Source organism: Thermocrinis jamiesonii, assembly GCF_000702425.1.
Taxonomy (GTDB): Bacteria; Aquificota; Aquificia; order Aquificales; family Aquificaceae; genus Thermocrinis; species Thermocrinis jamiesonii.
Genome location: NZ_JNIE01000003.1, coordinates 17,971 through 42,364, shown reverse-complemented (window position 1 = coordinate 42,364; position 24,394 = coordinate 17,971). Strand labels below are relative to the sequence as shown.

The window sequence follows — 24,394 nt, the reverse complement described above, 5'->3', positions numbered from 1 at the left end:
AGTAAGATAAACTACAGTTTAAGACAGATTTTTGGGCTTTCAATGATTATTATCAAAGAGTAAGCTCAGAGATTTTCGCCTTAAGGCTCTCTATGGAATCTTCTGGGCTCAAACCCAAAAACTCCAAGAACTTTTCCACACTTACCCACCTTTTTAAAACCATCCCCTGAGTGATCAACCTCTGGAAGGGTTCAACGTCTTTGACTAGACCAAGGTCATACAAAAACTTTTGGAAAAACCTGGCATACAGAAGGTGTAAAACCGCATGCTCTATCCCACCTATGTAATAATCCACGGGCATCCACTTATTTACCTTATTTTTGTCAAATATCTCTTTTTCGTTCTTTGGGTCGCAGAATCTTAGAAAATACCAAGAGGAATCAAAGAAGGTATCCATAGTGTCTGTTTCCCTTTTGGCAGGACCTCCGCACTTTGGACAAGTGGTATTCACCCATTCTTCTACCTGGGCTAAGGGATTGCCGTGTCCGGATATGCTGACATTTTCTGGAAGCAATACGGGCAGTTGGTCCTCTGGCACAGTCAGTATTCCACATCTTTCGCAGTAAATTATGGGTATGGGCGTTCCCCAGTATCTCTGACGGGATATGTTCCAATCTCTTAGCCTGTAGGTGGTCTTAAAATCTCCAAGTCCTTTATCCTTTAACCATTGGGTTATTGCCTTTTTTGCACTCTGGGAATCCATACCATCAAAATGCGCTGAGTTTATAAGCACACCTGGACCTTCGTAAGCTTTATCCTTTGGTGGTTCCCCTTCAAGGGGTTTTATGACAGGTTTTATGGGAAGTCCATACTTTATGGCAAACTCGTAATCCCTTTGGTCGTGGGCAGGCACGCACATTATGGCGCCAGTTCCGTATTCGTAAAGCACGTAGTTTGCGGTCCATACTGGAATCTTTTCCCCATTGGCAGGATTTACCGCATAAACTCCTAAAAACACTCCTTCCTTCTCTTCCTGTATTCCCCTTTCTCTGGAAGACATGCTCTTCATTTTTTTAACGAAAGTCTCTACCTCTTCTATTTTCCCACCCTTCTTTGCCAAGCTTAAGGTAAGTGGATGTTCTGGCGCAAGCACTACAAAGGTAGCCCCAAAGACCGTGTCCGGCCTTGTGGTAAAAACCTCTATGGGAATATCTCCCACAAAGAACTTAAGGACAGCACCTTCAGATTTTCCTATCCAGTTCCTTTGCTGAACAATTACCCTTTCGGGCCACTTACCCTCCAAGAGTTTTAGGTCTTCCAAAAGTCTCTCTGCATAGTCAGTGATCTTTATATACCAAGAGGGGACTTCTTTTCTGACTACTGGCGTGGAACATCTCCAACATCTGCCGTCTATTACCTGCTCGTTTGCTAAAACCGTTTCGTCGTTTGGACACCAATTTACCTCCGCTTCCTTTCTATAAACCAGTCCCCTTTCGTAGAGCTTTATAAAAATCCACTGGTTCCATCTGTAGTATTCAGGATCACATGTAGCTATTTCTCTGCTCCAGTCATAAGAAAAGCCCAAACTCTGGAGCTGTTTTTTCATGTAGCTAATGTTTTCCTTTGTCCATTTAGCGGGATGCACTCCGTGCTTTATGGCTGCATTTTCCGCAGGAAGACCAAAGGCATCCCATCCCATTGGATGAAGAACCTTCTTACCTTTCATCCTTAGAAAGCGAGCCAAAGCATCTCCAATGGTGTAGTTTCTTACATGCCCCATGTGGATCCTACCGGAAGGATAAGGAAACATCTCAAGCACATAACACTTATCGCCAGAGCCTTCAGCAGAATAAACTCCTTCCCTTTCCCAGATCTCTTGCCATTTTTTTTCTATGTCCATCGGTCTGTAACTTCTTTCCATAAGTGTATATTTTAATCTTAGGGAAACCGTTATAATTAATAGCAATGAAGGTTTTACTAATCCTTTACAGATCTCTTTTGAATAAGAAGGACCTAATAAAGGATCTGGAGGATCAGGTAAATTTGCTAAGCAGGGTAATAGGACCTGACAGTATATATGCGGTTATAACTTCTGAGATGAAAGATCTATTTGATAAGTTTCCCGAGCTGGTGTTTATCAACAACGAAAAAGGTAGCTTTATTTATGGACTATACAAAGGACTTAGAAAGCTAAGGGGTAATCATGTGCTCGTTATAGATCCGGTTGAAAAGCTAACAAAAGAAAAGTTAGGTAAGCTGCTAAGTGCAGGCAAGAAGAATATAATATCAAAAGGTGTAGCTCTGCTTAAGCTTATGGACCTTGATTATGTAATAAGAACTGTGGAAAAATACAGAAACGCAGAGGCTAACATTGAAGATATACTTAACGAGGTATATCAGGAATACGGGATAAAATACGAAATACTTTGAGGAGGTTTAAGATGGAAGACTTGTTTGTAGGAAAATATTTGGTGAAGTCAGACAGGTATTACACAAAAGACCACGAGTGGGTTTTGGTGAAGGAAGGTAAAGCTTGGGTGGGTATAACAGATTATGCACAAAAGGAGCTGGGGGATATAGTTTATGTAGATCTACCTTCTGTGGGGGAAGAGTTTGAAAGTGGAGACACATTGGCTAACTTAGAATCCGTAAAGAGTGTATCTCCCGTTTATTCTCCGGTGTCCGGCAGGGTAGTAGAGGTCAATGACATTCTAAACGACGAACCCGCTATAATAAACGAGTCTCCCTACGAAGATGGGTGGATAGCGGTTTTGGAGATGGCAGATGTGTCCGAGCTGGAAGACCTACTCTCTCCCAAAGAGTATGCGGAAATACTTGCGGAGGTAATACTGGAAGAAAAAGGCGAAAGGATTGCCTTACAGTTTCCGGAAGAGGAAAGTTTAACCATTGAAGAATCTTTGGATGCTTTGCCAGAAGAAGATCTAAGGTATGAAGAAAGGGAACTGTAGATGTATATTCCTCACTCAGAAGAAAAAACGAGAGAAATACTAAACACCTTAGGACTTTCCTCCTTAGAAGAGCTTTTTTCACACATAGATCCATCCCTTTTGGAGAAAACGGAAAACCTTCCTGAGCCTAAGTCTGAAGAGGAGTTAAGAAGATACTTTAGAGAGCTGGCAAAACTAAACAAACCGTTGGTGTATTTTGTGGGTGGAGGGGCTTACGATCGTATTATTCCTTCCGCCATATGGCAGATCCTTAGCAGGGGGGAATATTTAACCGCATACACTCCGTATCAGGCAGAAGCTTCTCAGGGGACACTTCAGGCTCTGTTTGAATATCAAACGCTGGTGTGCGAGCTGACAGGTATGGAAGTAGCAAATGCAAGTATGTATGACGGCGCTTCTGCGCTGGCAGAGGCGGTGCTTATGGCAAGGGCTATTAAAGGCAAAGGTAATAAGGTTATCCTTACAGAAGGGATAAATCCTCTTTACAGAGAAGTGGTAAAGACGTATCTTTTTGGATACCAAGATATTTTGGAAGTTGTTCCCCTCACCTATGAAGGAACTGTGGATTTAGAGCTTTTGGAAAAGCATCTAAAAGATGGGACATGTCATGCTTTGGCAGTTCAGTATCCTAACTTCTTTGGTTTTGTGGAACCCTTAAAGGAGATTTCTTGGCTTGCCCAGCATTACGAGGTGCCGTTGATAGTGGTGGCAGACCCAATAGCCTTGGCTATTTTGGAACCTCCTGGCAAGTTTGGTGCTCACATAGTGGTGGGAGAAGGACAGCAGATGGGCGTTCCGTTAAACTTTGGGGGACCATACGTAGGCTTTTTTGCAAGCAGAAAAGAGTTTGTAAGAAAAATGCCGGGAAGAATAGTGGGTTTGGCAGAAGACGTAAAGGGCCAACGCGCTTTTACTCTAATACTTCAAACAAGGGAACAGCACATAAGAAGGGAAAGAGCGACCTCTAACATATGCACAAACCAAAATCTTATGGCTTTAGCGAATCTGCTTTATATGGTCCTTTTGGGGAAAAAGGGTTTCAGGGAAGTTGCAATCCAGAGCTTGTCAAAGGCTTTATATCTGAAGGAAAAGCTTTTAGAGCTTGGTTTTGAAGTGCCATACACCGGAAAACACCTTTGGGAATTTCCAGTAAAACATCCGAGGGCAGAGGAGATTTACCAAAAACTTTTGGAAAAGGGCTTTGTGTTTGGCTTACCTTTGAGGAGGTTTGGCTACGGCGATTGCTTGCTGATTGCAGTTACAGAAAAGAGAACTAAGGAGGAGATGGACCAACTTTTGGAAGCTTTGAGAAATATGATATAATCTCTTTTATGAAAGAACTGCACCATCCACATCAAGATGACGCTTTGGAAGTTTTAAAAAATGCAAAGGTTGTCGCAGTAGTGGGCATATCCCCAGACCCAGAAAGACCTTCTTACTATGTTTCAGAGAGAGTTTTAAACAAAGGAAAGCATAAGGTTTATTTTGTCAATCCAAAGTATGCTGGACAGGAAATACTGGGCATTAGGGTTTTGTCTTCGTTGGACGAGGTGCCAGAGCCTATAGATATAGTAAATGTGTTTAGAAATCCCGCTCACATAGAGCCTATCTTTGAACAAGCTATAAAGGTAGGTGCCAAGTGCGTGTGGCTACAACCCGGCTGTGAAAATCCGGAGGTTATAGAAAAATACAAGGACAAAATAAAAGTTGTTTGGAACGCTTGCATAGGCGTGGAGGCGGGCTATCTTTAAAAGCTATGAACCTAAGCATATACTTAGTTACAGACGATGCCTTCTTCAAGGATAGGGACCTTATAAGCACTATAGAACAGGCAATACAGGGGGGTATTACTGCCCTTCAGTATAGGTTCAAGCAAAAAAGCTCAAGGCAGATGTATGAAGAGCTTTTGGTTTTGAGGGAGCTAACAAAGAGATACGGTGTGGATCTTGTGGTTAATGACAGGGTAGATTTGGCTCTTGCAGTAGAGGCAGATGGGGTTCATGTAGGAGAAAAGGACCTTCCGCCGGACGTGGTAAGAAAACTCGTAGGAGACAAAATGTACATAGGATACTCTGTAAATAGCTTGGAAAAGCTCAGAGAAGTAGAGCATCTGCCTATAGACTACATAGGCTTTGGTTCTATATACGAAACTTCAACGAAAGAGGACTACAAGCTTGTGGGTATAGAAGCTCTTAGGCAGGCGGTAAAGATGACTTCAAAACCAATAGTAGCAATTGGAGGTATCACTCACTATAGAGTTGCGGAAGTTTTGGAGGCGGGAGCAAAAGGTATTGCGGTTGTTTCGGCCATACTTGGGTTTGAAAATGTAAAGAGCGCTACCCAAAGCCTGGTAGAAGCTTGCAAGAGTTATTACAGAAAGAAGATGCACTTCTTATGAAGGTTCTCTACCTTTTTGACGGTTCTGCCTTCCTTTACAGAAGCTTTTTTGCCTTACCACCACTTTCTACCAAGTCAGGTTTTCCAACAGGTGCCATATACGGCTTTTTAAGGTCCATACTTTCTATCCTGAAAACGGAAAAACCATCTTACATTGCCATAGCCTTTGACCTACCTGCACCTACTCAGAAAAAGCTTGTCTATTCAGAATACAAAAGCAAAAGACCGCCCACGCCAGATCCTTTGAAAGTTCAAATACCGGTGATAAAAGAGCTTTCCTCTTTGTTGGGTATAAAGCTCGTAGAAATGCCGGGCTATGAAGCGGACGACCTGATAGCTTACCTTACCAACTTAGCCCTTGAAAGGGGGTTTAACGTAAAGATTTATTCTCCAGATAAAGACGTGCTTCAACTTGTTGAGGATAAAAAGGTTATCGTGATCAATCCTGTGCTTAATGAAGTGTTTGACGAAGAAAAGGTTAAAGAAAAGTTTGGTGTGGGACCAAAACAGCTGGCAGATTACCTTGCCTTGGTAGGAGACAAAACAGACAACATAGAGGGTATAAAGGGGGTAGGTCCAAAAACCGCTATAAGTATCCTTAAGAAGTATGGTTCCGTAGAGAATATACTTTCCAGATGGGACGAATTTGAAAAGGCTTTTCCACAGGCAGACAAAGAAAAGCTAAGGTTAGCGTATTCTTTGGTAAACTTAAGACCTCCGGAGCATTTGGAAATAGAGCTGGAAGATCTAAAGCTAAAAAATCCCATGATTGATGCTCTTAAGAGGAAACTTGAAGAGCTTGAAATGAAAAGTATAATAAAGGATTTAGAAAAAACCTTTGCGCAAAAAACTCTTTTTTAAACCAAGTTGTTGCTAACCTTTTCTTGAACCTGATCTAAAGCTCTGATGAGGTTTGCATATGTTTCGTGTGCCCTGTGAGCTTCTATAAGCTTTGCCATCTCCAATATAGCGTTTATGTTAGAATCTTCCAGAAAACCTTGCAGGACCTTAAAGTTTTGAGCTTGCTGAGGTATGCCCGTAAACAGATCCCTTCCCACTTTCTGCGGATTTGTTAAGTTGTATATGCCCAACCTTCCTACAAAGTTCCCTTCACTGAAAATGGAGCCATCCGGTGCAAAGCTAACACTTCCCATTATCCTTATTTCCTGATTGTTTTCATCCAAAACTCTCATACCAAGTTCATTGACTAAGTAACCTTCTGCATCAAGGCGGAAGTTTCCCTTGCGAGTGTAAAATACCTCCTGTCCTGACCTAACAGCAAAAAAGCCCTCACCATCAAGAGCCAAGTCCAAGGGATTGCCCGTTTGTCTGATTGGTCCTTGGATCAGCAAAGTATGCACTCTATCCACAATAGGATAAACAAAGTTGTTGGAGGGATTTTCTGGAGCACTGTTCTCTATTCTCTGGCCGTCAGGCGTGTCCCAAACTCCAGCAAATATTAGTTCGCTTTTGAAAGCAGGAGTATTTATGTTGGCTAAGTTGTGGGTTATTGTTTCTAACTTTCTTTGTTGTAAAAGCATACCGCTGGAGAGTATGTATATACTCTGATAGTCAATTGGCATTGAAGCGCCCCCGATTAATAATTTATCAATTCTTCTTTAAAGATCAAGCGTAGTTGGAGCTTTCAACTCTGGGTTCCTTTTTGGACCCACAGACTGTTTAAAATTATAACAAAAAGGTAGTGTTCTCTTCAGCAATTTTTTTTGGGTTATAATTTCTAAATAAATATCTTAAGGAGGTAAATCTTATGGCTCTTCCAAAGGAGGTGAAGGCAAAGATTATTGAGGAGTACAGGAGGCACGATAAAGATACAGGGTCCCCCGAGGTGCAGATAGCCATACTTACGGAGAAGATAAACAGGCTGACAGAACATCTAAAGAAGCATAAAAAGGACATCCACTCAAGAAGGGGACTGATTGCTATGATCCACGCAAGGAGGAAACACTTAGAGTATCTTAAGAAGAAAGATTACAATAAATATTTGGAGATCGTCGAAAAACTCGGACTAAAGGTTAAGTAATGGAAAAGGTAGAGGTTAGGGTTGGAGATAAAGACCCAATAATTATAGAAACTGGACATTATGCAAAGCTTGCGGATAGTGCGGTTGTAGTTAAACAGGGAGGAACTGCGGTTCTTGTGACGGTGGTAATGTCCGAAAACCTAATATCAAACATTGACTTTGTTCCTCTGACGGTTGATTACAGAGAACAGGCATCCGCTTGGGGCAGAATACCGGGCGGTTTTATAAAGAGGGAAGGAAAGCCAACAGACAGGGAGATATTAGTCTCCCGCGTAATAGACAGACCTGTAAGGCCACTTTTGCCCGAAGGTTTTCCCTACGAAGTAGTAATTACTGCTCTTACCCTTTCCGCAGATGACAAATACGATCCAGATGTGTTAGCTATAACGGGCGCATCTGCGGCGCTTCACATATCCCGTGTTCCCTTTGATGGGCCTATAGCAGGTGTTAGAGTTTGCAGGGTTGATGGTAAGTTTCTGGTAAATCCAACTTACGAAGAAAGACAAAAGGCTGACTTGGAAGTCGTTATGGCATTTTCTGAATCTGCCATAGTGATGGTGGAGGGTGGTGCAAAAGAGGTAGATGAGGAAACTTTTATGGACGCTCTTTACTTTGGACAGTCTGAGGCTAAAGCTTTGCTACAGGCTCAAGAAGAGCTTAGAAGAAGGGTAGGAGTGCAAAAGATAGAGTTTGAGGGACTTGAGCTTCCAGAAGAACTGCAAAAACTTTTGGAAAGCTATTGCACAGATAGAATAAAAGAGTCCTTAAAAATTCAAGACAAAAGGGAGAGGAAAAAACTTCAGGCAAAGATTCTTGAAGACTTTTTAGCAAACCATCAGATCCCAGAAGATCAGCTTTTCAAACTCAACTATCAATACAAAAAGCTTATTAGCAAGCTGATGAGAAAAATGGTTTTGGATGAGGGTCTGAGGATTGACAACAGAGGTCCTAAGGACATAAGACCCATTACTATAGAGGTTCATCCCTTTGAAAGACCTCACGGCAGCGCCATCTTTACGAGAGGCCAAACCCAAGCCTTTGCGACAGTTACCTTAGGCTCTCCAGAACAAGCCCAACTTGTGGAAACCATTTACGAAGGTGAAGTATTCAAAAGGTTTATGCTTCATTATAACTTTCCACCTTTTTCCACCGGAGAGGCAAAGCCTTGGGGACCACCAAGAAGAAGAGAGATAGGACATGGTGCGTTGGCAGAAAGGGCTTTGGAACCTCTGATCCCTCCTCAGGAAGAGTTTCCATACATAATAAGGGTAGTATCCAATATACTTGAGTCCAACGGTTCTACTTCTATGGCTACTGTCTGTGCAGGTTCTTTGGCACTCTTTGATGCAGGTGTTCCCATGAAAAAGCACGTAGCAGGTATAGCGATGGGTCTCATAATGGAAGGAGATCGTTACGTGATCCTTTCGGATATTCTCGGGGACGAAGATCAGCTGGGGGACATGGACTTTAAGATAGCAGGCACAAAGGATGGTATCACCAGCGTGCAGATGGACATAAAAATAAAAGGTTTAAGCAGAGAGATTATGAGAGAAGCTCTTATGCAGGCAAAAGAAGGAAGGCTTTATATCTTAGAAAAGATGTATGAAGCAATACCAGAACCAAGAAAGGAAGTCTCTCCATACGCTCCGAAGATAGAGATCATACAGATTCCAGAAGATAAAGCACTTTTAGTGATAGGACCAGGTGGAAAGAACGTAAGAGAGTGGAGAGAAAAGTTTGGAGTTTCTGTTTGGGTACATGAAGGAGGCAAAACGTCTCTGACCAGTATGAGCAAAGAGGCAATCCAGCAAGTGAAAGAAGCTATAATGAAGCTTTTAGAAGAGGTGGAAATTGGCAAGGTATATGAGGGTAAGATAACAAGGGTGGAACCATACGGAGTGTTTGTGGAAATTCTTGAAGGAAGAATTGGAATGCTTCATGTGTCAAAGATGGAAGAAAAAGTTAAGGATGTTAGGGCTCGGTTCAAAGTAGGGGATCAGATAAGGGTAAAGGTGATAGGTATGGACGAGAGAGGAAGGCTAAACTTTACTACGATTGGCATAGACCAGCCGGCGTAGCTCAGCGGTAGAGCGAGGCACTCGTAATGCCTAGGTCGTGGGTTCAAATCCCACCGCCGGCTAAGGAGAGATAAAATGCTGAAGGTAAAAATCAAGAGATTTCCACATTCCAAAGATTTAGCTTTACCTTCTTATGCTACGATAGGCTCTGCGGGTATGGACCTTCTATACGCTGGTTATGAGCCTGTGATCCTCAAACCTTTGGAAAGAGCCTTGCTTCCCACAGGGATAGCAATAGAACTGCCCGATGGATTTGAGGCTCAAGTCAGACCAAGAAGCGGTTTAGCCATCAAATATGGCATAACCATCTTGAATGCTCCTGGCACCATAGACCCAGACTACAGAGGGGAAATTAAAGTAGCGCTTATAAATTTAGGACAAGAAGATTTCCTAATAAAGAGAGGAGATAGGATAGCTCAGCTTATTATAGCTCCCTTTGTTAAAGTCCTCTGGGAAGAAGTGGATGAGCTAAGTCCCACTTTAAGGGGAGAAAACGGTTTTGGTTCAACAGGGAGATAAACGATGGAAATGCACTATGTTTTGCTCTACCTTGCTATCATACTCTTCAGCGCAAGGATCATAGGGGATACCTTTGGTAAGCTTGGTGTTCCCCCAGTTTTGGGTGAGATATTGGTAGGCATACTTCTTGGCAAAAGTGCCTTAGGACTTATTGAGCCAAATCAGATAATAAAGGTTCTTGCAGAGCTCGGAGTAATACTTTTGCTCTTTCAGGTAGGGTTAGAGGCGGACATTCACCAACTTAGAAAGGTGGGCATACACGCTATTATAGTTGCCACAGTAGGTGCTTCAGCTCCCATGATCTTAGGTTTTCTTTTTAGCTTTTATGTTCTTGATTTGCCTTTCCTGACATCTCTTTTCATAGGCGGTGCCTTAACTGCTACAAGCATAGGAATAACAGTCAGGGTTTTGGAAGATTTGGGTAAGATGAAAGAGAGGTTTGCCCAAATAGTGCTTGGTGCCGCAGTTTTGGATGATATATTCGGTGTTATCGTTCTTGCAGGATTGTATGAGCTTTCTAAGGAAGGTATGGTTCATGTGGATGCACTGCTTCTTTTAATACTATACATAGCTTCCTTTTTCATACTATCTCCCATACTGGCTCAGATTTTGGCAAGGATCATTCAGATACTTTCCAGAAAGCTTGGAACTATGGATTTTGTTCCACCTGCGGTTTTGTCTATGGTGTTTTTCTTTGCCTTTTTGGCACACGAGGTGGGTTCTCCGGAGATCTTAGGTGCCTTTACTGCGGGACTTGCTCTGTCCAGAAGGTTTGGCCTTCCTTTTGCGCTGTTTTTGAAAACCGACGAGAGAATGGCAGAAAAGATAGAGTATTCTATATTACCTTTGGTTTGGGTTTTAACGCCCATTTTCTTTGTCTATGTTGGGCTTCAGTTAAATCTAAAGGCCATAGATTTTAGCTCTCCTAAATTTTGGACCCTTGCTTTTGTGCTTAGCTTAGTTGCCATTTTTGGTAAAGTTATCTCTGGGTTTTTTATACCCGGAACTACAAAAGAAAAGCTTCTTATTGGTTTTTCCATGTTGCCTCGAGGAGAGGTGGGTCTGATCTTTGCAGAGTTTGGAAGACAAGCTAAGCTCTTTGATGATACGCTGTATGCGGTGATTATATTTGTGGTTGCGGTAACTACGCTCATATCTCCCATAGTCCTTAAAATACTTGCTAAGGATTAGAGCATGATAGTTAGCAGGTTTGCACCAAGCCCTACGGGTTATTTGCACCTTGGCAACGCAAGAACTGCCATATTTAGCTATCTTTTTGCCAGACATCACGGCGGTAAGTTTATCCTTCGCATAGAAGACACAGACAAAGAAAGGTCCTCAAAGGAATTTGAGGAAATGCTTCTTAAGGACTTGGAGTGGCTTGGTATAGAGTGGGATGAACTTTACAGACAATCGGAGAGGTTTGATATATACAGGGAGTATGTCCAAAAGCTTTTGGAATCTGGTTGGGCTTATCCTTGCATATGCACACCGGAGGAGTTGGAAGAAGAAAGAAAGCGGGCAGAAGAAAAGGGTATTCCTTACAGATATTCAGGCAAGTGCAGACACTTAACTCTGGAGGAGGCCAAAAGAAAAGGACTGCCCTATACCATAAGGTTCAGAGTGCCAGAGGGAGAGGTAATCACCTTTGAGGATTTAGTAAAGGGCCCCATATCCATAAGTGCAGATGATTTTGGAGACTTTGTGATCGTTCGGAGCGATGGCACGCCTGTTTATAACTTCGTGGTGGTTGTGGATGACGCACTTATGGGAGTTAGCCACGTAATAAGGGGAGAGGACCACATCCCAAACACTCCCAAACAGATACTTATATACAGAGCTTTGGGCTTTGAGATTCCAAAGTTTGCCCATCTGCCGGTGATCCTTGGACCGGACAGAAGCAAGCTTTCCAAAAGACACGGTGCGGTTTCCGTAAAGAATTACCGAGAGGAGGGCTTTTTGCCCGAGGCAATGTTTAACTACCTTTGCCTTTTGGGATGGTCTCCGCCGGAGGAAGGAAGGGAGATCTACTCAAAGGAAGAACTTATAAAAATCTTTGACCTAAAGGACATAAACAGCTCTCCTGCAGTGTTTGATGTTCAAAAGCTCAGATGGATGAACGGAGTTTATATAAGGGAAGTTCTCTCGATTGATAAGCTTGCAAATTACCTGGCACCTTTTCTGAGGGAGGCAGGATACGAGTTTGAAGAGGCTTACCTTAAGAAGGTTTTGGAAAAAGCCAGAGATGCGTTTGAAACCTTTTCGGAAGCAGTGGAAAAGCTAAAGCCTTTCTTTGTGGATGAAGTGGTGTATTCAGAAGAGGCAAAGGCGGTGCTTGAAAACCAAACCGCAGTGCAGGTTTTAAACTACGTGCTTTTAAAGTTGGAAGAAGGGGAACTAAACGCACAGAGGATAAAGGAAATAGCAAAGTTGGCTCAAAGAGAGCTTGGTATAAAGCCAAAAGATTTTTGGCACACTCTTAGAGCGTCCTTAACAGGTGAGCTGGAAGGTGTGGGTGTAGATGTGATCTGTGATGTGGTGCCAAAGGAAAGGATAATAAAGAGAATTAGAAGAGTTTTAACAGTTTTTTAACAAAAGGTCGGTAAGCTTTGTACTATGACCTACTTTTCAGAAATATTAAGGGGAGCTCTAAACAGGAGGGATCTTTTTAAGTTTGTGGGCTTATCTGCTGTTTTATACGTAGTGCCAACTTACGGAAGGTCAAAAACTCTCACCTACAAAACTCTCTACCCCAACTCAGAAGACAGAGTAATGGTCCCAGAAGGCTACGACTACAGCGTTCTTATCAAGTGGGGAGATCCGTTAGATAATGGACCAGCTCTTAACTGGAACAGAGTTCACGAAGCGCTCACAGAGGAGGATATAGAGAGACAAAAGCACTGCTTTGGATACAACTGCGATTATGTGGGCTTTTTCAGGTTAGACCAAGATAGAGCCCTTTTGGTGGTAAATCACGAATACACTAACCCTGAGCTTATGTTTTCTAATTCCGGACCAACCCAAGAGCAGTCTAAGCTTATGCTATACGCCCACGGCGTTTCTGTGGTGGAGATAAAAAGAGATGGAGGAAAGTGGGTTTATGTTAAAGGCTCCACTTACAATAGGAGGATCACGGGAGAAACTATCTGTTACATATCCGGTCCAGCAGCAGGACACGAACTTATGAAAACCTCCTATGACCCAACGGGAACCTTTGTTAAGGGCACTTTAAACAACTGCGCTGGGGGGAAAACACCATGGGGAACAGTTTTAACCTGTGAAGAGAACTTTAACTCATACTTTGCGGGAGATAGAAATACCTTGCCAGACGACCTTATAAAGAGAATACATAAAAGATACGGAGTTCCAAGCAGTCGCTCTGCGGCTTACGGTTTTCACAACATAGACAATAGGTTTGACATAAACCAAGAGCCCAACGAAGCCTTTAGGTTTGGGTGGGTGGTAGAGATTGACCCCTACGATCCGAGCAGACCTCCAATAAAGAGAACAGCCCTTGGAAGGTTCAAGCACGAAGCAGCAACTACAGTTGTAGCTCCGGACGGTAGAGTGGTAGTATATATGGGAGATGACGAAAGGTTTGAGTATGTTTATAAGTTCGTCACCAAGGGCAGGTATAATCCAAACAACAGAGAAGCAAACTTTTCTCTGCTCGATGAAGGAACCCTTTATGTGGCAAAGTTCAAAGACGATTTCACTGGAGAGTGGATAGAGATAGCTACGGTAGATGGAAATACAATAACCGTCAATCCAGATCTTCCCGATGAGTTCAAAAACGACCCAGTTCTGTGCTTTATCAACACAAGGGGTGCAGCGGATGCCCTTGGAGCTACCAAGATGGACAGGCCAGAGGACTTTGAGTGGAACCCAATAACAAAAACCTTATTCTTAGCCCTAACGAACAACGATAGAAGAGGAACAAGTGGCTATCCTTCTACCGACCGAGCAAATCCAAGGGGTCCAAACTACATGGGACACATCATAGAGATCATGGAAGAAGGCAGAAATCCAACCGCAACGACGTTTATGTGGAGCATACCCATGCTATGTGGAGATCCTAATGCTGAAGAAGAAAACAAAAAGCTAATAATATACGGTCAGCCAGCTTCCTCAAGCGTCCCTGCCATATCCGCTCCAGACAACTTTACCTTTGATAAGGAAGGAAACCTGTGGATAGCAACGGATGGAAATCCAAGCTCAAGAAGGCTTGGCAAGAACGACGGTGTATATACGCTAAATATGCAGACGAAAGAGTTCAAAATGTTCCTTTCTGGTGTGCCGGGTTGTGAGATATGCGGTCCTGAGTTTTCCGATGATTACAAAACCTTCTTCTGTGCTATACAACATCCAGGAGAGGGTAACAAGCCAACTAAATGGCCCTATTTGGGTGATGGTGTGATAGTCCCAAGACCTTCTGTAATACAGGTTTGGAGAACGGATGGTAAAGAAATCTATCTCTAAGAAATAGAGGAGGGGGAGGTACGGAAGATCATAATACAAGATCATGGAAAAGAGAGGAGAGATAGACACAAAGTCTGAAATCGTAGGAGCCTTAATTTCCATCTATGCAACAACCATGGGTGGCAGAGTGGAGCCCGCTATACTTACTTGCTTTTAAAGATAAAAAAATTTAGAATTTCCATAGCCTTTGAAGGTAGTTGATGTTAGAAGTTAGAGAAATGAAAAAAGAGGATCTACCGGAGGTTTTTAGGATAAACAAGGAGAATTTTACCACAGATGCGTGGAGCATGGAAGGATTTGAAAGGGAATTTAAACTTCCTTATTCCAGAAAATTTGTAGCGGAAATGAGCGGAAAGGTCATAGCTTACTCAATCTTTTGGATCATAGAAGAAGAGGCACATTTAATGACCTTTAGCGTGGATAAGAATTATTGGGGTAGAGGAATAGGCAAGGAGTTTCTCAGGGAGGTGTTGAATAGACTAAAGGCGGAGGTTAAAAGGGTATTGCTGGACGTTAGAAAATCAAACATAAGAGCTATAAGACTTTATCAATCGCTTAACTTTAAAATTATAGGTGAAAGGAAATATTATTATTCAGATGGAGAAAACGCTATTCAGATGGAGCTTAGTTTTGATGATTCTTAGTCTGGTTCTTTTTAAGGCCTCTTCATCCAACTCATGCAGGGAAGCGAGCGTGATCTATCTGCCAGAAGAACATGGCAACATTCAGGATCACAAATTCCAAGAGGAAGTTATAAGAAAGCTACATCGGGAAGGCTATAGAATAGTGATAGCCATGGAAATGTTCCAACAACCCTTTCAGAAATATTTGGACGAGTATATCTCTGGGAAAATTTCAGAGGAGGAGATGTTGGAAAAAACGGAATACAGAAAAAGGTGGGGCTTTAATCCGGAATATTACGCACCAATATGGAGATTTGCCAAAGAAAAGGGAATAAAGATATACGCAATAAACATACCCACTGAACTGGTCAGGAAAATAAAATCTGAGGGTTTGGAAAATGTAAAGGACCCATCTCTCCCTGAAAACATCTATGCGCACACCCCAGAGGAAAGGGAAAGACTAAAGTCTTTCCTAAAAAACCACCCACCTGTAGAAGAAAAAATTTTTTTTGATGTGCAGTTGGCATGGGACAACGGAATGGCTTTGAAAATAGTCAGAATTTTAGAACAGGAAAAAGACAGCAAAGTAGTTGTTTTATTGGGCAAAGGGCATGCTTTTGATTTAAATTCAGGCGTGCCAAGGATAGTGAGCTTGCTCAGAGAAGGAACTAAGCAGGTTATCATGGAAAGATAGTCCTTTTTTCTATAGATTTTTCCAAAGAAAGATCATCTGCCAGCTCTATGAGACTTCCAAACTGCAACCCATGGGATATTCTGCTGACCTTCAGTTTGTTAAATCTTCTCTTTAGGAGTTTTATAAGATAATTGGCTGTTGCCTCGCCCTCTAAGTTCGGATTGGTTGCTATTATAACTTCCTTAGCATTATAGGTTTCTACTCTTTCAAAAAGTTTGTCTATGTTCAGATCCTGAGGGGATATACCTTCTAAGGGTGCAATTCTGCCACCAAGCACGTGATATACTCCCGTGTATCTTTCCAGTTTTTCTATAGCGTATGCATCTTGAGATTCCTCCACCACGCATATAAATTTCTTGCTTCTTTTGGGGTCTGAGCATATTCTGCAAGGGTCCGTATCCGAGATTAATCCACATTCGGAGCAAGTTTTTATTTCTTCACTCAAAGAAATCAGACTGTTTAAAATCCTTTCCCTCTCCTCTTTGTTCAGCTTAAGGAAGTTATAAACAAACCTTGAGGATGTTCTCTCCCCGTAGGTTGGAATCTTTGTTAGCCCTTCCAAAGCGTCTTTTATTACCTTAGGAAAGTAGTCTTCGAACATTTAAACCGCCTGACGGAATTTTTGAAAAGCTTTTTTAATGCCCCTTACCGCTTGCCTTATTCTGTGTTCGTTTTCCACAAGAGCAAATCTTACGTAGCCCTCTCCGTATTCTCCAAAGCCTATGCCCGGAGAAACCGCAACCTTTGCCTCCTTTAGCAAAAAGAGAGAGAATTCAAGAGAATTCATACCAACCCACTCAGGTATTCGTGCCCACACGAACATGGAACCTTTCGGCTTTTTTACCTCCCAACCGATCCTGTTTAACCCTTCCACGAGCACATCCCTTCTCTTTTGATAGACTTCTTTGTTTTTTTCCACTATCTCGTAAGGACTCTCTAAGGCTATTATGGATGCTACCTGTATGGGTGTAAAGACTCCGTAGTCCAAATAGCTTTTAAGGTGTGCCAGATTTTTTATCAGGATCTCATTTCCAAGAACAAAGGCTACTCTCCAACCAGCCATAGAAAAGCCTTTAGACATAGAATAGATTTCCACCGCTATGTCCTTTGCTCCTTCTACTTGCAAAATACTCGGAGGAGTGTAACCATCAAAACCAAGATCTGCGTAAGCAAAGTCGTGTATAACCCAAACCTCCTCCCTCTTAGCCAATTTGACTATCTCTTTAAAGAATTCTATTCCAACGCATAGGGTAGTTGGATTGTGTGGAAAGCTTATCACCAAAGCCTTTGGCTTTCTGTATGAGGATCGCAAAGTATCATGAACTCGCTTAAGGAAATGTTCCTCAAAGCTTTCTTCGTTGTCAGGTATTATAGGTATGGATATTGCATCTCCACCTGCTATTATAGGTGCGTAATAGTGTATGGGATAGGTTGGGTTTGGAACTATCACCGAATCTCCAGGTTCAATCATAGCCAATATTAGATGGGAGTAACCTTCCTTTGCACCAATGGTCAATATAGCCTGACTTTCTGGGTCTAACTCCACTCCATACCTTCTTTTGTAAAAATCGCAGATAGCTTTTCTAAGCCTTGGTATCCCTTTTGATGCGGAATATCCATGCACGTTATCCCTTCTTGCTACCTCACAGAGTTTTTCTATTATGTGTTCTGCAGGTGGCAGGTCTGGATTTCCCATCCCTAAATCTACAATGTCTTCTCCTTCCCTTCTCAGCTTATACTTTAGCTCATTGACCATACTAAAGACATACTTTGGAAGCTTTTGAACCCTTGGAAACATCCACTCTTCACTCATGTTCCCTTTCCTCTTCTAATTCTTTACAGTTTATGCACATTGTGGTTACAGGTCTTGCAATCAACCTTTCAAAGGGTATGGGAGCACCACAGCTTTCGCATATGCCGTAGGTGCCCACATCCATCTTGTAAAGTGCATAATCTATTTTTCTTAAAAGCTTTAGCTCTCTGGTTTTTATTCGTTGAAGATTTAAGTATCTACCAGTTTCCACATTAGCCCTGTCTATCTCGTCCCCACCTTCAAAGATGATGTTAGATGGATCCCTTATCTGCTCTTGGGCAGAGCTTAAAACCTTATTCCTAAGCTCAAGGAGTGTTTCCTTTATCTGTGCAATCTGTTCTTCAGTTAAATGGTGCATAAAGATTAAATTATAACCGCATGAGTTTTTTACACTCTTCAGAAGAGCTAAAAAAGCTAAGACGAGTAATATTAAGGAAAAAATCAGATGAAGAAGTGGTTAAAATTGCGACGTGGATCGTAAAAGATGACCTTTCAAGAGAAAGAAAATTTACAGGGAGAAGGTCTCTGCAATTTTAGGACTTTTAAGCAGGGACAAAAGCGTACAAGAACTATCTTTAAAGTTTCTTGATGCAAAAGGGAAGGATAAAGTGGATGTGTTGATCTCTTTACTGAAGGACAAGGACCCAAGGATTCGTATGGCAGTGGCAAATGTCCTTGGGTGGATAGGAGATATACGCGCAGTGGAACCTTTGATTGATCTCCTAAGAGATCAAGATGAGCAGGTGAGATGTGAGGCGGTTGCATCCCTTGGTCGTATAGAAGACCCACGCACAGTAGAACCAATCATTGGAATGCTAAAGGACAAGGAGCCAAAGGTGCGTGTATACGCAGCTCACGCTCTCGCAAAAAAGAAGGATCCACGTGCCTTGGAACCGCTAACCTACGCCCTAAAGGATAGCAACTGGCTGGTTCGCGCTATAGCCACAGAAGCCATTGGAAATATAAATGATCCGCGTGCGTTGGAATTACTAATTGATGCACTAAAGGATGGGAACCGCTCTGTCCGTAAGACAGCGGTTCAGGCCCTTGGAAAACAGAAAGACCCCCGCGCAGTAAAGCCTCTTATTGATGCGCTTAGGGACGAAGACTTTATCGTGCGCATTGAAGCATCCAAAGCCCTTGGAAATATTCAGTATCCAGATGCAGTAAAGGCTCTAATATCTGCCTTGGAAGACAAATACGAAAACGTGCGCAGGGCAGTTATTTGGTCGCTTGGGAAGATAGGACATCCCAGCGCAGTAGAACCGCTCATTCAGCTTTTAAAAAAGGGCAATCCACATTTACGTTGGGAAGCGGTAAAAGCTCTCAAGGGTATAAAAGATCCGCGCGTGGTGGAAGCCCTGATCTATGCGTTGGGAGATGTTGCTGATTATGTCTCTGAGGAAGCATCAAAAGCCTTGGTGGAGATAAAAGATCCACGCGTAATAGAACTTTTAACATCTCTAATATTTGAACGCTGGATGCTATCGCACGTTCGCATTAAAGCGGTTCAAACACTTGCAAAGATAAAAGACTCCAGTGTGGTAGAGCTTTTGATCCGCGCGTTAGAAGATAAAGAGGATTCCTTTCGGATAGAAGTAGTAAAAGCTTTAAAAAAGATTACAGGTCAAGACTTTGGCGACGATAAAGAAAAGTGGCAGAAATAGTTTATAATAATCTGCTATGTTTCAGGTGCCCGAGCTAACGCCAGAAGAGGCAAAAAAGCTTTTGGAAGAAGAAAAAGAAAACGTCCTGCTACTGGATGTGAGAACACCGCAGGAGCATGTCCAAATAAGAATACCCAACTCCATACTTATACCTCTTGATGAACTAAGGTTTGCATACTCAAGCTTACCAAAGGACAAAAAGATCATAGTCTATTGCAGAAGCGGTGAAAGAAGCGCCTTTGCTACTTATCTGCTTAGACATCTTGGATATGAAGCATACAACTTAGCAGGTGGTATTCTTACGTGGAATTACGAAAAGGAATCTGGCATACCATCGTAAATCTGACAGGTGTTCCCTTCACAAACCACAAGACCTCTAACAGGCTTTCTGATTACCACTTTGAAAGGTCTAAAGGCTTTTAGCATAGGCTCAAAGAATTCCTCCGTTTCTACCTTGTATATACCTTTTAGGTAGGCATAGAGACTTATCAGGTAAGAAGCGGAAAGGTTGGGTATTTCTTCTATTTGTCTGGCAAAGGCTTGCAGGTTCTTTTCTGCAAAGTCTATTAGGTCCGCTCTATCCGTTAAACTTCCAAGGGCCAAAAGCAAATAGGGAGCGGAGCCGTTAACCGATTGGGTAGGTGTGTCTGAAATACTTTTCAGCCTAATGCTCAAAAGTCCGTTTCCTTGCTCCTTTGTATCAAAGAAACCCCAGTTTTGTTGATCCCAAAACTTATCTATAGCTTTGAGTGTAAGCTCTAAGGAAGCCTTCAGCCACCTGTCCTCCTGTGTAATTTCAAAAAGAGCCAAAAGCCCCCTTGCCAAAAAGATATAATCCTCGGAAAAACCTTCTACCCCTTGCGCATGTTCTAGTTCTTTGCCATTGTATAGCTCCCTGAGTATCCTCTCTGCAGTTTTCTTGGAGAAGTCTTTAGCCCAGCTGTCTCCGAAAACCTTGTAGTAAGAAGCCATAGCCTCCAACATCAACCCGTTCCAACTGGCGTAGATCGTTTTGTCTATAAAAGGTTTTTCTCTGTGCTCTTCTCTGTATTTCAAAAGCTTTAACTTAGCGCTTTCAAGCAAGGACTTTACTCTCTCTATGGACATGGACAAAGTCTTTGCAATTTCCTCCTCCTCCATGGCTATGAACAAGACGTTTTTAGAAGGGTCATGATGAAGCTCTCCCTTTTCCCCAATGTCAAAGTAGAGTTTTACAACTTTTAGCTCATCCTCCGAGAGTATGTTTTGAAGCTCTTTTAGGGAAAAAGTGTAGTATCCACCTTCGTCCAGAAGGCCTATATCTGCATCTTGGGATGCGTAAAAGCCTCCTTCTGGATCGGTCGCTTCCTTTTTGTAATAATCAACTATGCCCTTTGCGGTGCGCTTGTAAAGCTCCTTTGGTAGAATCTGATAGGCCATAGAGTAAAGTTGCAAAAGCTCTGCGTTGTCATAAAGCATTTTCTCAAAGTGGGGCACAATCCATCTTTGATCGGTTGAATACCTAAAAAAGCCACCTAAAAGATGGTCATAAACCCCTCCTTTTGCCATGGCGTCCAAGGAAAGTTCAACTACTTTTAAAAGCTGTTTGTTCTTTGTGAAAAAATACCTGTATAGCAAAAGTTCCCAAGCCTTTGCATGGTGAAACTTTGGTGCATCTCCAAGCCCACCGTATTGGTAATCTATGGAAAGGAGTATAGCGCTTATACCTTTTTCTAAAAGCTCTTCTCCTACGTTTCCTTTGTAGGATTTTTGACTTTGAAGTGCCATGAGCTGGTATATGTGTTTCCCTGCATTTATTAGTCTTTCCTTATCCTCTTTCCAAAGCTGGGCGATTCTTAAAAGCAAGCTCTTAAATCCCGGTCTGCCCCATCGGTCCTCCGGTGGAAAGTAAGTTCCACCAAAGAACGCTTCTCCCTCTGGTGTTAGAAACACAGTAAGGGGCCAGCCACCAGAACCAGTTAGAGCAAAAACAACCTCCTGATACCTTCTGTCTATGTCTGGCCTTTCGTCCCTATCCACCTTTATGGCCACGAAGTTTTCGTTTATTATCTTTGCGATTTCTTGGTTTTCAAAACACTCATGAGCCATCACATGACACCAATGACACCACACTCCCCCGATGGAAAGCAAAATAGGCTTATCCTCTTCCTTTGCTTTCTTGAAAGCTTCTTCTGACCATTCATACCAATCAATGGGTTGATTGGCTGATTTTCTAAGGTACGGACTTCTTGCAGTCTTTAGTCTATTCATAGTTTTAATATCCATCTAAAAAGCATGGTTTTCTATGAGAAAACTCAGAGGTTATTCTGAAAAACTCTTGAGTATATGTTTTCCAGATGCTGAAGAAAGCTCCAAGGATCTATGGCTTTTTTTATTTCGTCTGGAGTTAAATACTGGCTAACTTTTTCGTCCTCTGTTAGACTGATATAGAAGGGTATTTTTTCGTTCCAACTTTTCATGGCGCACCTTTGGACCATCTCGTAGGCTTGGTCTCTTGGCACTCCCTTCTCCATAAGCATTACCAAAATCTTTGAGGAAGCATAGAGCCCAAAGGAAAGGTTTATGTTTTCTTTCATCCTTTCCCTGTCTATTACTAAACCATCTAAAATTTCAAGGAAAAGGTTGAGTATGTAGTCCAAAGCGGTGGTAGCGTCCGGTAGGATTATTCTTTCTGCAGAAGAGTGGGATATGTCCCTTTCGTGCCAAAGAACTACGTTTTCAAGAGAGGTTATAAGATAGCTTCTTATGAGCCGGGCAAGCCCACATATTCTTTCTGCATGTATGGGGTTTTTCTTGTGGGGCATAGCCGATGATCCCCTTTGTCCTTCTTTAAAAGGTTCTTGCAATTCTCCTACTTCCGTGCGCTGAAGGTGCCTTATTTCAGTGGCAAACCTTTCTAAGGAAGTGGCAGTCTGGGCAAGAGCCCACATTACCTCCGCATGTCTGTCCCTTGGCACAATTTGGGTGGAAACAGGTTCCACCTTTAGCCCAAGCTCTTCCAATGCTAACCTTTCCACCTCTGGGTCCAAATTAGAATAAGTTCCCACCGCACCAGAAAGCTTTCCGTAAGAGATGTTTTCCAAAGCTCTCAAGAGCCTTTCTTTGTTTCTTTTCATCTCCTCATACCAGCTTAAAAATTTGAGCCCAAGGGTCATGGGTTCTGCATGAACCCCGTGAGTTCTACCCATCATAAGAGTTTTCTTTTCTCTTAGGGCGAGTTCTTTAAGCTTCTGGAGGATTTTTTCCACAGTCTGAAGAATAAGGCTAAGGGCTTCTTTTATCTGCAGAGCCAAGGCGGTATCCACCACGTCAGAAGATGTAAGCCCCATGTGAAAGTAGTGGGAATATTCTGGTATCTGTTCCGATATTGCGGAAACAAAGGCAAGCACGTCATGTTTGTATATTCTTTCGTAGTAGTTGATCCTTTCAATGGTCTTTTCATCCACCTTTGTGCGCTTTTCTATTTCGGTCAGAGCAGTCAAAGGTATCTTCCCCTTTTTGTGCCATGCCCTACAAACCGCCAACTCTACCTTTAGCCAAAGCTGAAACTTTCTTAGGTCTGACCAAAGCTCTTTAAATTCTTTCCGAGTGTATCTTTCTATCATCCTTCATTCCTTGAAAAGGATGATCTTTTCGTCCGGCTTTTGAAGCTGCATCTTTTCTCTTGCTAACTTTTCCAAGTAAAGGTCTTTATCCTCTCTCAAAAGCTTTAGCTTTTCTTCAAGTAAAGCGTTTTCCTTTTTTATGCTCATTAGTTTAGCTTCTATGTTAGCTGTTTTTTCTTTGATTTTCACTATCTCAAAGACGTTATATCTTCCAAAAAGTAGGTTGTATGAAGTAAAAAAAAGTATGGCAATAAAAAACACGAAAGGTAAGCTATTTGGATCTAAACTTCCAAAACTCCTCTTTGCCCTCAAATCTTGCCGCATGACTTAGATCCTCCTCTATACGTAAAAGTTCGTTATACTTTGCTATCCTGTCTGTCCGTGAGGCTGAACCGGTTTTTATTTGTCCCGCATTCGTCCCTACCGCCAGGTGGGATATGAAGGTGTCTTCTGTCTCTCCAGACCGGTGGGATATTATGCAGTTGTATCCGTGTTCTTTGGCAAAGGCTATGGTCTCTAAGGTTTCCGATAGAGTGCCAATTTGATTAAGCTTGATAAGTATTGCATTTGCTATGCCTTTTTCAAAACCCTCCTTTAGAGTGTTTATGTTCGTGGTGAAAAGATCGTCCCCCACCAGTTGGACTTTACTTCCAAGAGCCTTAGTTATCATCTGCCAACCTTCCCAGTCATTTTCCGCCATAGGGTCTTCCATAGATACTATCGGAAACTTTTCCACAAGCCTAAGGTAGAACTCTACTAAATCTTCCGCATTTAGCTTTTTGCCCTCTATGTGATACATGTCATCTTCGTAGTAAAACTCTGAAGATGCACAATCCAAAGCTAAAAGCACATCCTCTCCAGGTGTGTATCCTGCCTTTTCTATGGCGCTTACTAAGAACTCTAAAGCCTTTTCGGTATTTTCAAGGTTTGGAGCAAAGCCCCCTTCGTCTCCTACGTTCGTGGAGTATCCTTTTTCTTTGAGAAGCATCTTGAGAGTATGGAAAACCTCAACACCAGCCCTTAAAGCTTCCGAAAAACTCTTACCACAAACGGGCACTATCATAAACTCCTGAATGTCCAAAGGATTGTCCGCATGCACTCCTCCGTTTATTACATTCATCAAAGGCACCGGCAGTTTGTTGGCAAAAATACCACCTATGTATTTGTAGAGTGGGATGTTAAGGTGATTTGCCATAGCCCTTGCTACAGCCATGCTTACACCAAGTATGGCGTTTGCTCCGAGCCTGCTTTTGTTAGGCGTGCCATCCAACTCTATCAGGACAGTGTCAATTTCCCTTTGGTTTTCTGCAGGCAAACCTTTTAACTCCTTTGCTATTATTGAATTTACGTTATCCACCGCTTTGAGAACACCTTTACCTAAGTATCTTTTTGGGTCATGGTCTCTCAGCTCTAAGGCTTCCCTTTCTCCCGTGGATGCGCCACTTGGCACTATAGCCCTTCCCACCGCACCAGAAGATAGCCTAACTTCCACCTCCACCGTAGGATTACCCCTTGAATCAAGCACTTCCCTTGCTTTTATCTTTTCTATTACTACCATGGCTTTATAAT

General features: G+C 42.4%; 26 protein-coding genes and 1 tRNA gene. 18 read left to right on the top strand and 9 right to left on the bottom strand.

Annotated elements, in window-relative coordinates:
* Positions 1-52: 52 nt before the first annotated feature.
* A complete protein-coding gene (leuS, locus tag K217_RS0102820) occupies positions 53-1,861 on the bottom strand; it encodes a leucine--tRNA ligase (RefSeq protein ID WP_029551615.1) in 1,809 nt (602 codons plus the stop codon).
* A 44-nt stretch (positions 1,862-1,905) separates the two neighbouring features.
* Between leuS and K217_RS0102815 the strand changes: the two genes are divergently transcribed.
* From K217_RS0102815 to K217_RS0102790, 6 genes are read left to right on the top strand one after another with little or no spacing between them, the layout of a single operon-like run.
* A complete protein-coding gene (locus K217_RS0102815; protein WP_029551614.1) occupies positions 1,906-2,370 on the top strand; it encodes a hypothetical protein in 465 nt (154 codons plus the stop codon).
* 11 nt (positions 2,371-2,381) lie between these two features.
* Positions 2,382-2,909 (top strand): glycine cleavage system protein GcvH, encoded by a 528-nt coding sequence (gene gcvH, locus K217_RS0102810; RefSeq protein ID WP_029551613.1) that lies wholly within the window; start codon positions 2,382-2,384, stop codon positions 2,907-2,909.
* On the top strand, positions 2,910-4,232 hold the full coding sequence (gcvPA, locus tag K217_RS0102805) for an aminomethyl-transferring glycine dehydrogenase subunit GcvPA (protein WP_029551612.1): 1,323 nt from the start codon (positions 2,910-2,912) through the stop codon (positions 4,230-4,232).
* 8 nt (positions 4,233-4,240) lie between these two features.
* The gene (locus K217_RS0102800) at positions 4,241-4,660 is read left to right on the top strand and encodes a CoA-binding protein (RefSeq protein ID WP_029551611.1); all 420 of its coding nucleotides are present in this window, start codon (positions 4,241-4,243) and stop codon (positions 4,658-4,660) included.
* 5 nt (positions 4,661-4,665) lie between these two features.
* On the top strand, positions 4,666-5,307 hold the full coding sequence (gene thiE, locus K217_RS0102795; RefSeq protein WP_029551610.1) for a thiamine phosphate synthase: 642 nt from the start codon (positions 4,666-4,668) through the stop codon (positions 5,305-5,307).
* The gene (locus tag K217_RS0102790; RefSeq protein ID WP_029551609.1) at positions 5,304-6,167 is read left to right on the top strand and encodes a 5'-3' exonuclease; all 864 of its coding nucleotides are present in this window, start codon (positions 5,304-5,306) and stop codon (positions 6,165-6,167) included. The genes thiE and K217_RS0102790 overlap by 4 nt, the downstream gene beginning before the upstream one ends.
* Here K217_RS0102790 and K217_RS0102785 read toward each other — a convergent pair.
* Positions 6,164-6,889 carry a flagellar hook-basal body protein gene (locus tag K217_RS0102785; RefSeq protein ID WP_029551608.1) on the bottom strand — a complete coding sequence of 242 codons (726 nt, stop codon included), beginning with the start codon at positions 6,887-6,889 and terminating at the stop codon, positions 6,164-6,166. The two genes, K217_RS0102790 and K217_RS0102785, sit on opposite strands and share 4 nt — an antisense overlap.
* A gap of 185 nt (positions 6,890-7,074) precedes the next feature.
* Here K217_RS0102785 and rpsO point away from each other — a divergent pair, with 185 nt between their 5' ends.
* The 9 genes from rpsO (at position 7,075) to K217_RS0102735 (ending at position 15,740) form a co-directional block, all read left to right on the top strand.
* Complete coding sequence (rpsO, locus tag K217_RS0102780; RefSeq protein WP_029551607.1) at positions 7,075-7,347, top strand: 30S ribosomal protein S15; 273 nt, start codon at positions 7,075-7,077, stop codon at positions 7,345-7,347.
* Positions 7,347-9,425: a polyribonucleotide nucleotidyltransferase gene (locus K217_RS07615; protein ID WP_081820023.1), complete on the top strand. Its 2,079-nt coding sequence runs from the start codon at positions 7,347-7,349 to the stop codon at positions 9,423-9,425. Before rpsO ends, K217_RS07615 begins: the two co-directional genes overlap by 1 nt.
* Positions 9,416-9,487, top strand: a tRNA-Thr gene (locus K217_RS0102770). Before K217_RS07615 ends, K217_RS0102770 begins: the two co-directional genes overlap by 10 nt.
* Positions 9,488-9,503: 16 nt before the next feature.
* A complete protein-coding gene (dut, locus tag K217_RS0102765; RefSeq protein ID WP_052178074.1) occupies positions 9,504-9,944 on the top strand; it encodes a dUTP diphosphatase in 441 nt (146 codons plus the stop codon).
* A 3-nt stretch (positions 9,945-9,947) separates the two neighbouring features.
* Positions 9,948-11,135 carry a cation:proton antiporter gene (locus K217_RS0102760; RefSeq protein ID WP_029551604.1) on the top strand — a complete coding sequence of 396 codons (1,188 nt, stop codon included), beginning with the start codon at positions 9,948-9,950 and terminating at the stop codon, positions 11,133-11,135.
* 3 nt (positions 11,136-11,138) lie between these two features.
* Positions 11,139-12,536 carry a glutamate--tRNA ligase gene (gltX, locus tag K217_RS0102755; RefSeq protein WP_029551603.1) on the top strand — a complete coding sequence of 466 codons (1,398 nt, stop codon included), beginning with the start codon at positions 11,139-11,141 and terminating at the stop codon, positions 12,534-12,536.
* A 24-nt stretch (positions 12,537-12,560) separates the two neighbouring features.
* Positions 12,561-14,423: a PhoX family protein gene (locus K217_RS0102750; RefSeq protein ID WP_029551602.1), complete on the top strand. Its 1,863-nt coding sequence runs from the start codon at positions 12,561-12,563 to the stop codon at positions 14,421-14,423.
* A gap of 200 nt (positions 14,424-14,623) precedes the next feature.
* On the top strand, positions 14,624-15,067 hold the full coding sequence (gene rimI, locus K217_RS0102740; protein WP_029551601.1) for a ribosomal protein S18-alanine N-acetyltransferase: 444 nt from the start codon (positions 14,624-14,626) through the stop codon (positions 15,065-15,067).
* Complete coding sequence (locus tag K217_RS0102735; RefSeq protein WP_029551600.1) at positions 15,057-15,740, top strand: ChaN family lipoprotein; 684 nt, start codon at positions 15,057-15,059, stop codon at positions 15,738-15,740. The genes rimI and K217_RS0102735 overlap by 11 nt, the downstream gene beginning before the upstream one ends.
* On the opposite strand, the gene recR is transcribed toward K217_RS0102735, so the two are convergent.
* The 3 genes from recR to K217_RS0102720 are packed head-to-tail and all read right to left on the bottom strand — an operon-like array spanning position 15,727 to position 17,911.
* A complete protein-coding gene (gene recR / locus K217_RS0102730) occupies positions 15,727-16,341 on the bottom strand; it encodes a recombination mediator RecR (protein ID WP_029551599.1) in 615 nt (204 codons plus the stop codon). The two genes, K217_RS0102735 and recR, sit on opposite strands and share 14 nt — an antisense overlap.
* Entirely contained in the window at positions 16,342-17,553 is a 1,212-nt protein-coding gene (locus tag K217_RS0102725; protein WP_029551598.1) for an aminotransferase class I/II-fold pyridoxal phosphate-dependent enzyme, read from the bottom strand. It lies immediately after the preceding gene.
* Positions 17,546-17,911, bottom strand: a complete 366-nt coding sequence (locus K217_RS0102720; RefSeq protein WP_029551597.1) for a TraR/DksA C4-type zinc finger protein — start codon at positions 17,909-17,911, stop codon at positions 17,546-17,548. Before K217_RS0102720 ends, K217_RS0102725 begins: the two co-directional genes overlap by 8 nt.
* Positions 17,912-17,931: 20 nt before the next feature.
* On the opposite strand from K217_RS0102720, the gene K217_RS07715 reads away from it, so the two are divergent.
* Genes K217_RS07715 through K217_RS0102710 form a run of 3 tightly spaced genes read left to right on the top strand, consistent with a single transcriptional unit; the run spans position 17,932 to position 19,560 of the window.
* Positions 17,932-18,090, top strand: coding sequence for a hypothetical protein (locus K217_RS07715; protein ID WP_155991110.1), 159 nt, complete (start codon positions 17,932-17,934; stop codon positions 18,088-18,090).
* The gene (locus K217_RS07450; RefSeq protein ID WP_081820021.1) at positions 18,060-19,220 is read left to right on the top strand and encodes a HEAT repeat domain-containing protein; all 1,161 of its coding nucleotides are present in this window, start codon (positions 18,060-18,062) and stop codon (positions 19,218-19,220) included. Before K217_RS07715 ends, K217_RS07450 begins: the two co-directional genes overlap by 31 nt.
* A gap of 16 nt (positions 19,221-19,236) precedes the next feature.
* Positions 19,237-19,560 carry a rhodanese-like domain-containing protein gene (locus tag K217_RS0102710; protein WP_029551595.1) on the top strand — a complete coding sequence of 108 codons (324 nt, stop codon included), beginning with the start codon at positions 19,237-19,239 and terminating at the stop codon, positions 19,558-19,560.
* On the opposite strand, the gene K217_RS0102705 is transcribed toward K217_RS0102710, so the two are convergent.
* From K217_RS0102705 to eno, 4 genes are read right to left on the bottom strand one after another with little or no spacing between them, the layout of a single operon-like run.
* The gene (locus K217_RS0102705; RefSeq protein WP_231476985.1) at positions 19,530-21,470 is read right to left on the bottom strand and encodes a thioredoxin domain-containing protein; all 1,941 of its coding nucleotides are present in this window, start codon (positions 21,468-21,470) and stop codon (positions 19,530-19,532) included. The two genes, K217_RS0102710 and K217_RS0102705, sit on opposite strands and share 31 nt — an antisense overlap.
* Before the next feature lie 44 nt (positions 21,471-21,514).
* Positions 21,515-22,825, bottom strand: coding sequence for an adenylosuccinate lyase (purB, locus tag K217_RS0102700; RefSeq protein ID WP_029551593.1), 1,311 nt, complete (start codon positions 22,823-22,825; stop codon positions 21,515-21,517).
* A gap of 3 nt (positions 22,826-22,828) precedes the next feature.
* Positions 22,829-23,149: an FtsB family cell division protein gene (locus K217_RS0102695; protein ID WP_038028081.1), complete on the bottom strand. Its 321-nt coding sequence runs from the start codon at positions 23,147-23,149 to the stop codon at positions 22,829-22,831.
* Positions 23,097-24,383 carry a phosphopyruvate hydratase gene (eno, locus tag K217_RS0102690; RefSeq protein ID WP_029551591.1) on the bottom strand — a complete coding sequence of 429 codons (1,287 nt, stop codon included), beginning with the start codon at positions 24,381-24,383 and terminating at the stop codon, positions 23,097-23,099. The genes K217_RS0102695 and eno overlap by 53 nt, the downstream gene beginning before the upstream one ends.
* Positions 24,384-24,394: the final 11 nt, after the last annotated feature.

What these genes read in the sequence shown, in the direction of transcription:
- leuS (WP_029551615.1), bottom strand. Translation starts at nt 1,861, where the DNA reads ATGGAAAGAAGTTACAGACCGATGGACATAGAAAAAAAATGGCAAGAG.
- K217_RS0102815 (WP_029551614.1), top strand. Translation starts at nt 1,906, where the DNA reads ATGAAGGTTTTACTAATCCTTTACAGATCTCTTTTGAATAAGAAGGAC.
- gcvH (WP_029551613.1), top strand. Translation starts at nt 2,382, where the DNA reads ATGGAAGACTTGTTTGTAGGAAAATATTTGGTGAAGTCAGACAGGTAT.
- gcvPA (WP_029551612.1), top strand. Translation starts at nt 2,910, where the DNA reads ATGTATATTCCTCACTCAGAAGAAAAAACGAGAGAAATACTAAACACC.
- K217_RS0102800 (WP_029551611.1), top strand. Translation starts at nt 4,241, where the DNA reads ATGAAAGAACTGCACCATCCACATCAAGATGACGCTTTGGAAGTTTTA.
- thiE (WP_029551610.1), top strand. Translation starts at nt 4,666, where the DNA reads ATGAACCTAAGCATATACTTAGTTACAGACGATGCCTTCTTCAAGGAT.
- K217_RS0102790 (WP_029551609.1), top strand. Translation starts at nt 5,304, where the DNA reads ATGAAGGTTCTCTACCTTTTTGACGGTTCTGCCTTCCTTTACAGAAGC.
- K217_RS0102785 (WP_029551608.1), bottom strand. Translation starts at nt 6,889, where the DNA reads ATGCCAATTGACTATCAGAGTATATACATACTCTCCAGCGGTATGCTT.
- rpsO (WP_029551607.1), top strand. Translation starts at nt 7,075, where the DNA reads ATGGCTCTTCCAAAGGAGGTGAAGGCAAAGATTATTGAGGAGTACAGG.
- K217_RS07615 (WP_081820023.1), top strand. Translation starts at nt 7,347, where the DNA reads ATGGAAAAGGTAGAGGTTAGGGTTGGAGATAAAGACCCAATAATTATA.
- K217_RS0102760 (WP_029551604.1), top strand. Translation starts at nt 9,948, where the DNA reads ATGGAAATGCACTATGTTTTGCTCTACCTTGCTATCATACTCTTCAGC.
- gltX (WP_029551603.1), top strand. Translation starts at nt 11,139, where the DNA reads ATGATAGTTAGCAGGTTTGCACCAAGCCCTACGGGTTATTTGCACCTT.
- K217_RS0102750 (WP_029551602.1), top strand. Translation starts at nt 12,561, where the DNA reads ATGACCTACTTTTCAGAAATATTAAGGGGAGCTCTAAACAGGAGGGAT.
- rimI (WP_029551601.1), top strand. Translation starts at nt 14,624, where the DNA reads ATGTTAGAAGTTAGAGAAATGAAAAAAGAGGATCTACCGGAGGTTTTT.
- K217_RS0102735 (WP_029551600.1), top strand. Translation starts at nt 15,057, where the DNA reads ATGATTCTTAGTCTGGTTCTTTTTAAGGCCTCTTCATCCAACTCATGC.
- recR (WP_029551599.1), bottom strand. Translation starts at nt 16,341, where the DNA reads ATGTTCGAAGACTACTTTCCTAAGGTAATAAAAGACGCTTTGGAAGGG.
- K217_RS0102725 (WP_029551598.1), bottom strand. Translation starts at nt 17,553, where the DNA reads ATGAGTGAAGAGTGGATGTTTCCAAGGGTTCAAAAGCTTCCAAAGTAT.
- K217_RS0102720 (WP_029551597.1), bottom strand. Translation starts at nt 17,911, where the DNA reads ATGCACCATTTAACTGAAGAACAGATTGCACAGATAAAGGAAACACTC.
- K217_RS07715 (WP_155991110.1), top strand. Translation starts at nt 17,932, where the DNA reads ATGAGTTTTTTACACTCTTCAGAAGAGCTAAAAAAGCTAAGACGAGTA.
- K217_RS0102710 (WP_029551595.1), top strand. Translation starts at nt 19,237, where the DNA reads ATGTTTCAGGTGCCCGAGCTAACGCCAGAAGAGGCAAAAAAGCTTTTG.
- K217_RS0102705 (WP_231476985.1), bottom strand. Translation starts at nt 21,470, where the DNA reads ATGAATAGACTAAAGACTGCAAGAAGTCCGTACCTTAGAAAATCAGCC.
- purB (WP_029551593.1), bottom strand. Translation starts at nt 22,825, where the DNA reads ATGATAGAAAGATACACTCGGAAAGAATTTAAAGAGCTTTGGTCAGAC.
- K217_RS0102695 (WP_038028081.1), bottom strand. Translation starts at nt 23,149, where the DNA reads ATGCGGCAAGATTTGAGGGCAAAGAGGAGTTTTGGAAGTTTAGATCCA.
- eno (WP_029551591.1), bottom strand. Translation starts at nt 24,383, where the DNA reads ATGGTAGTAATAGAAAAGATAAAAGCAAGGGAAGTGCTTGATTCAAGG.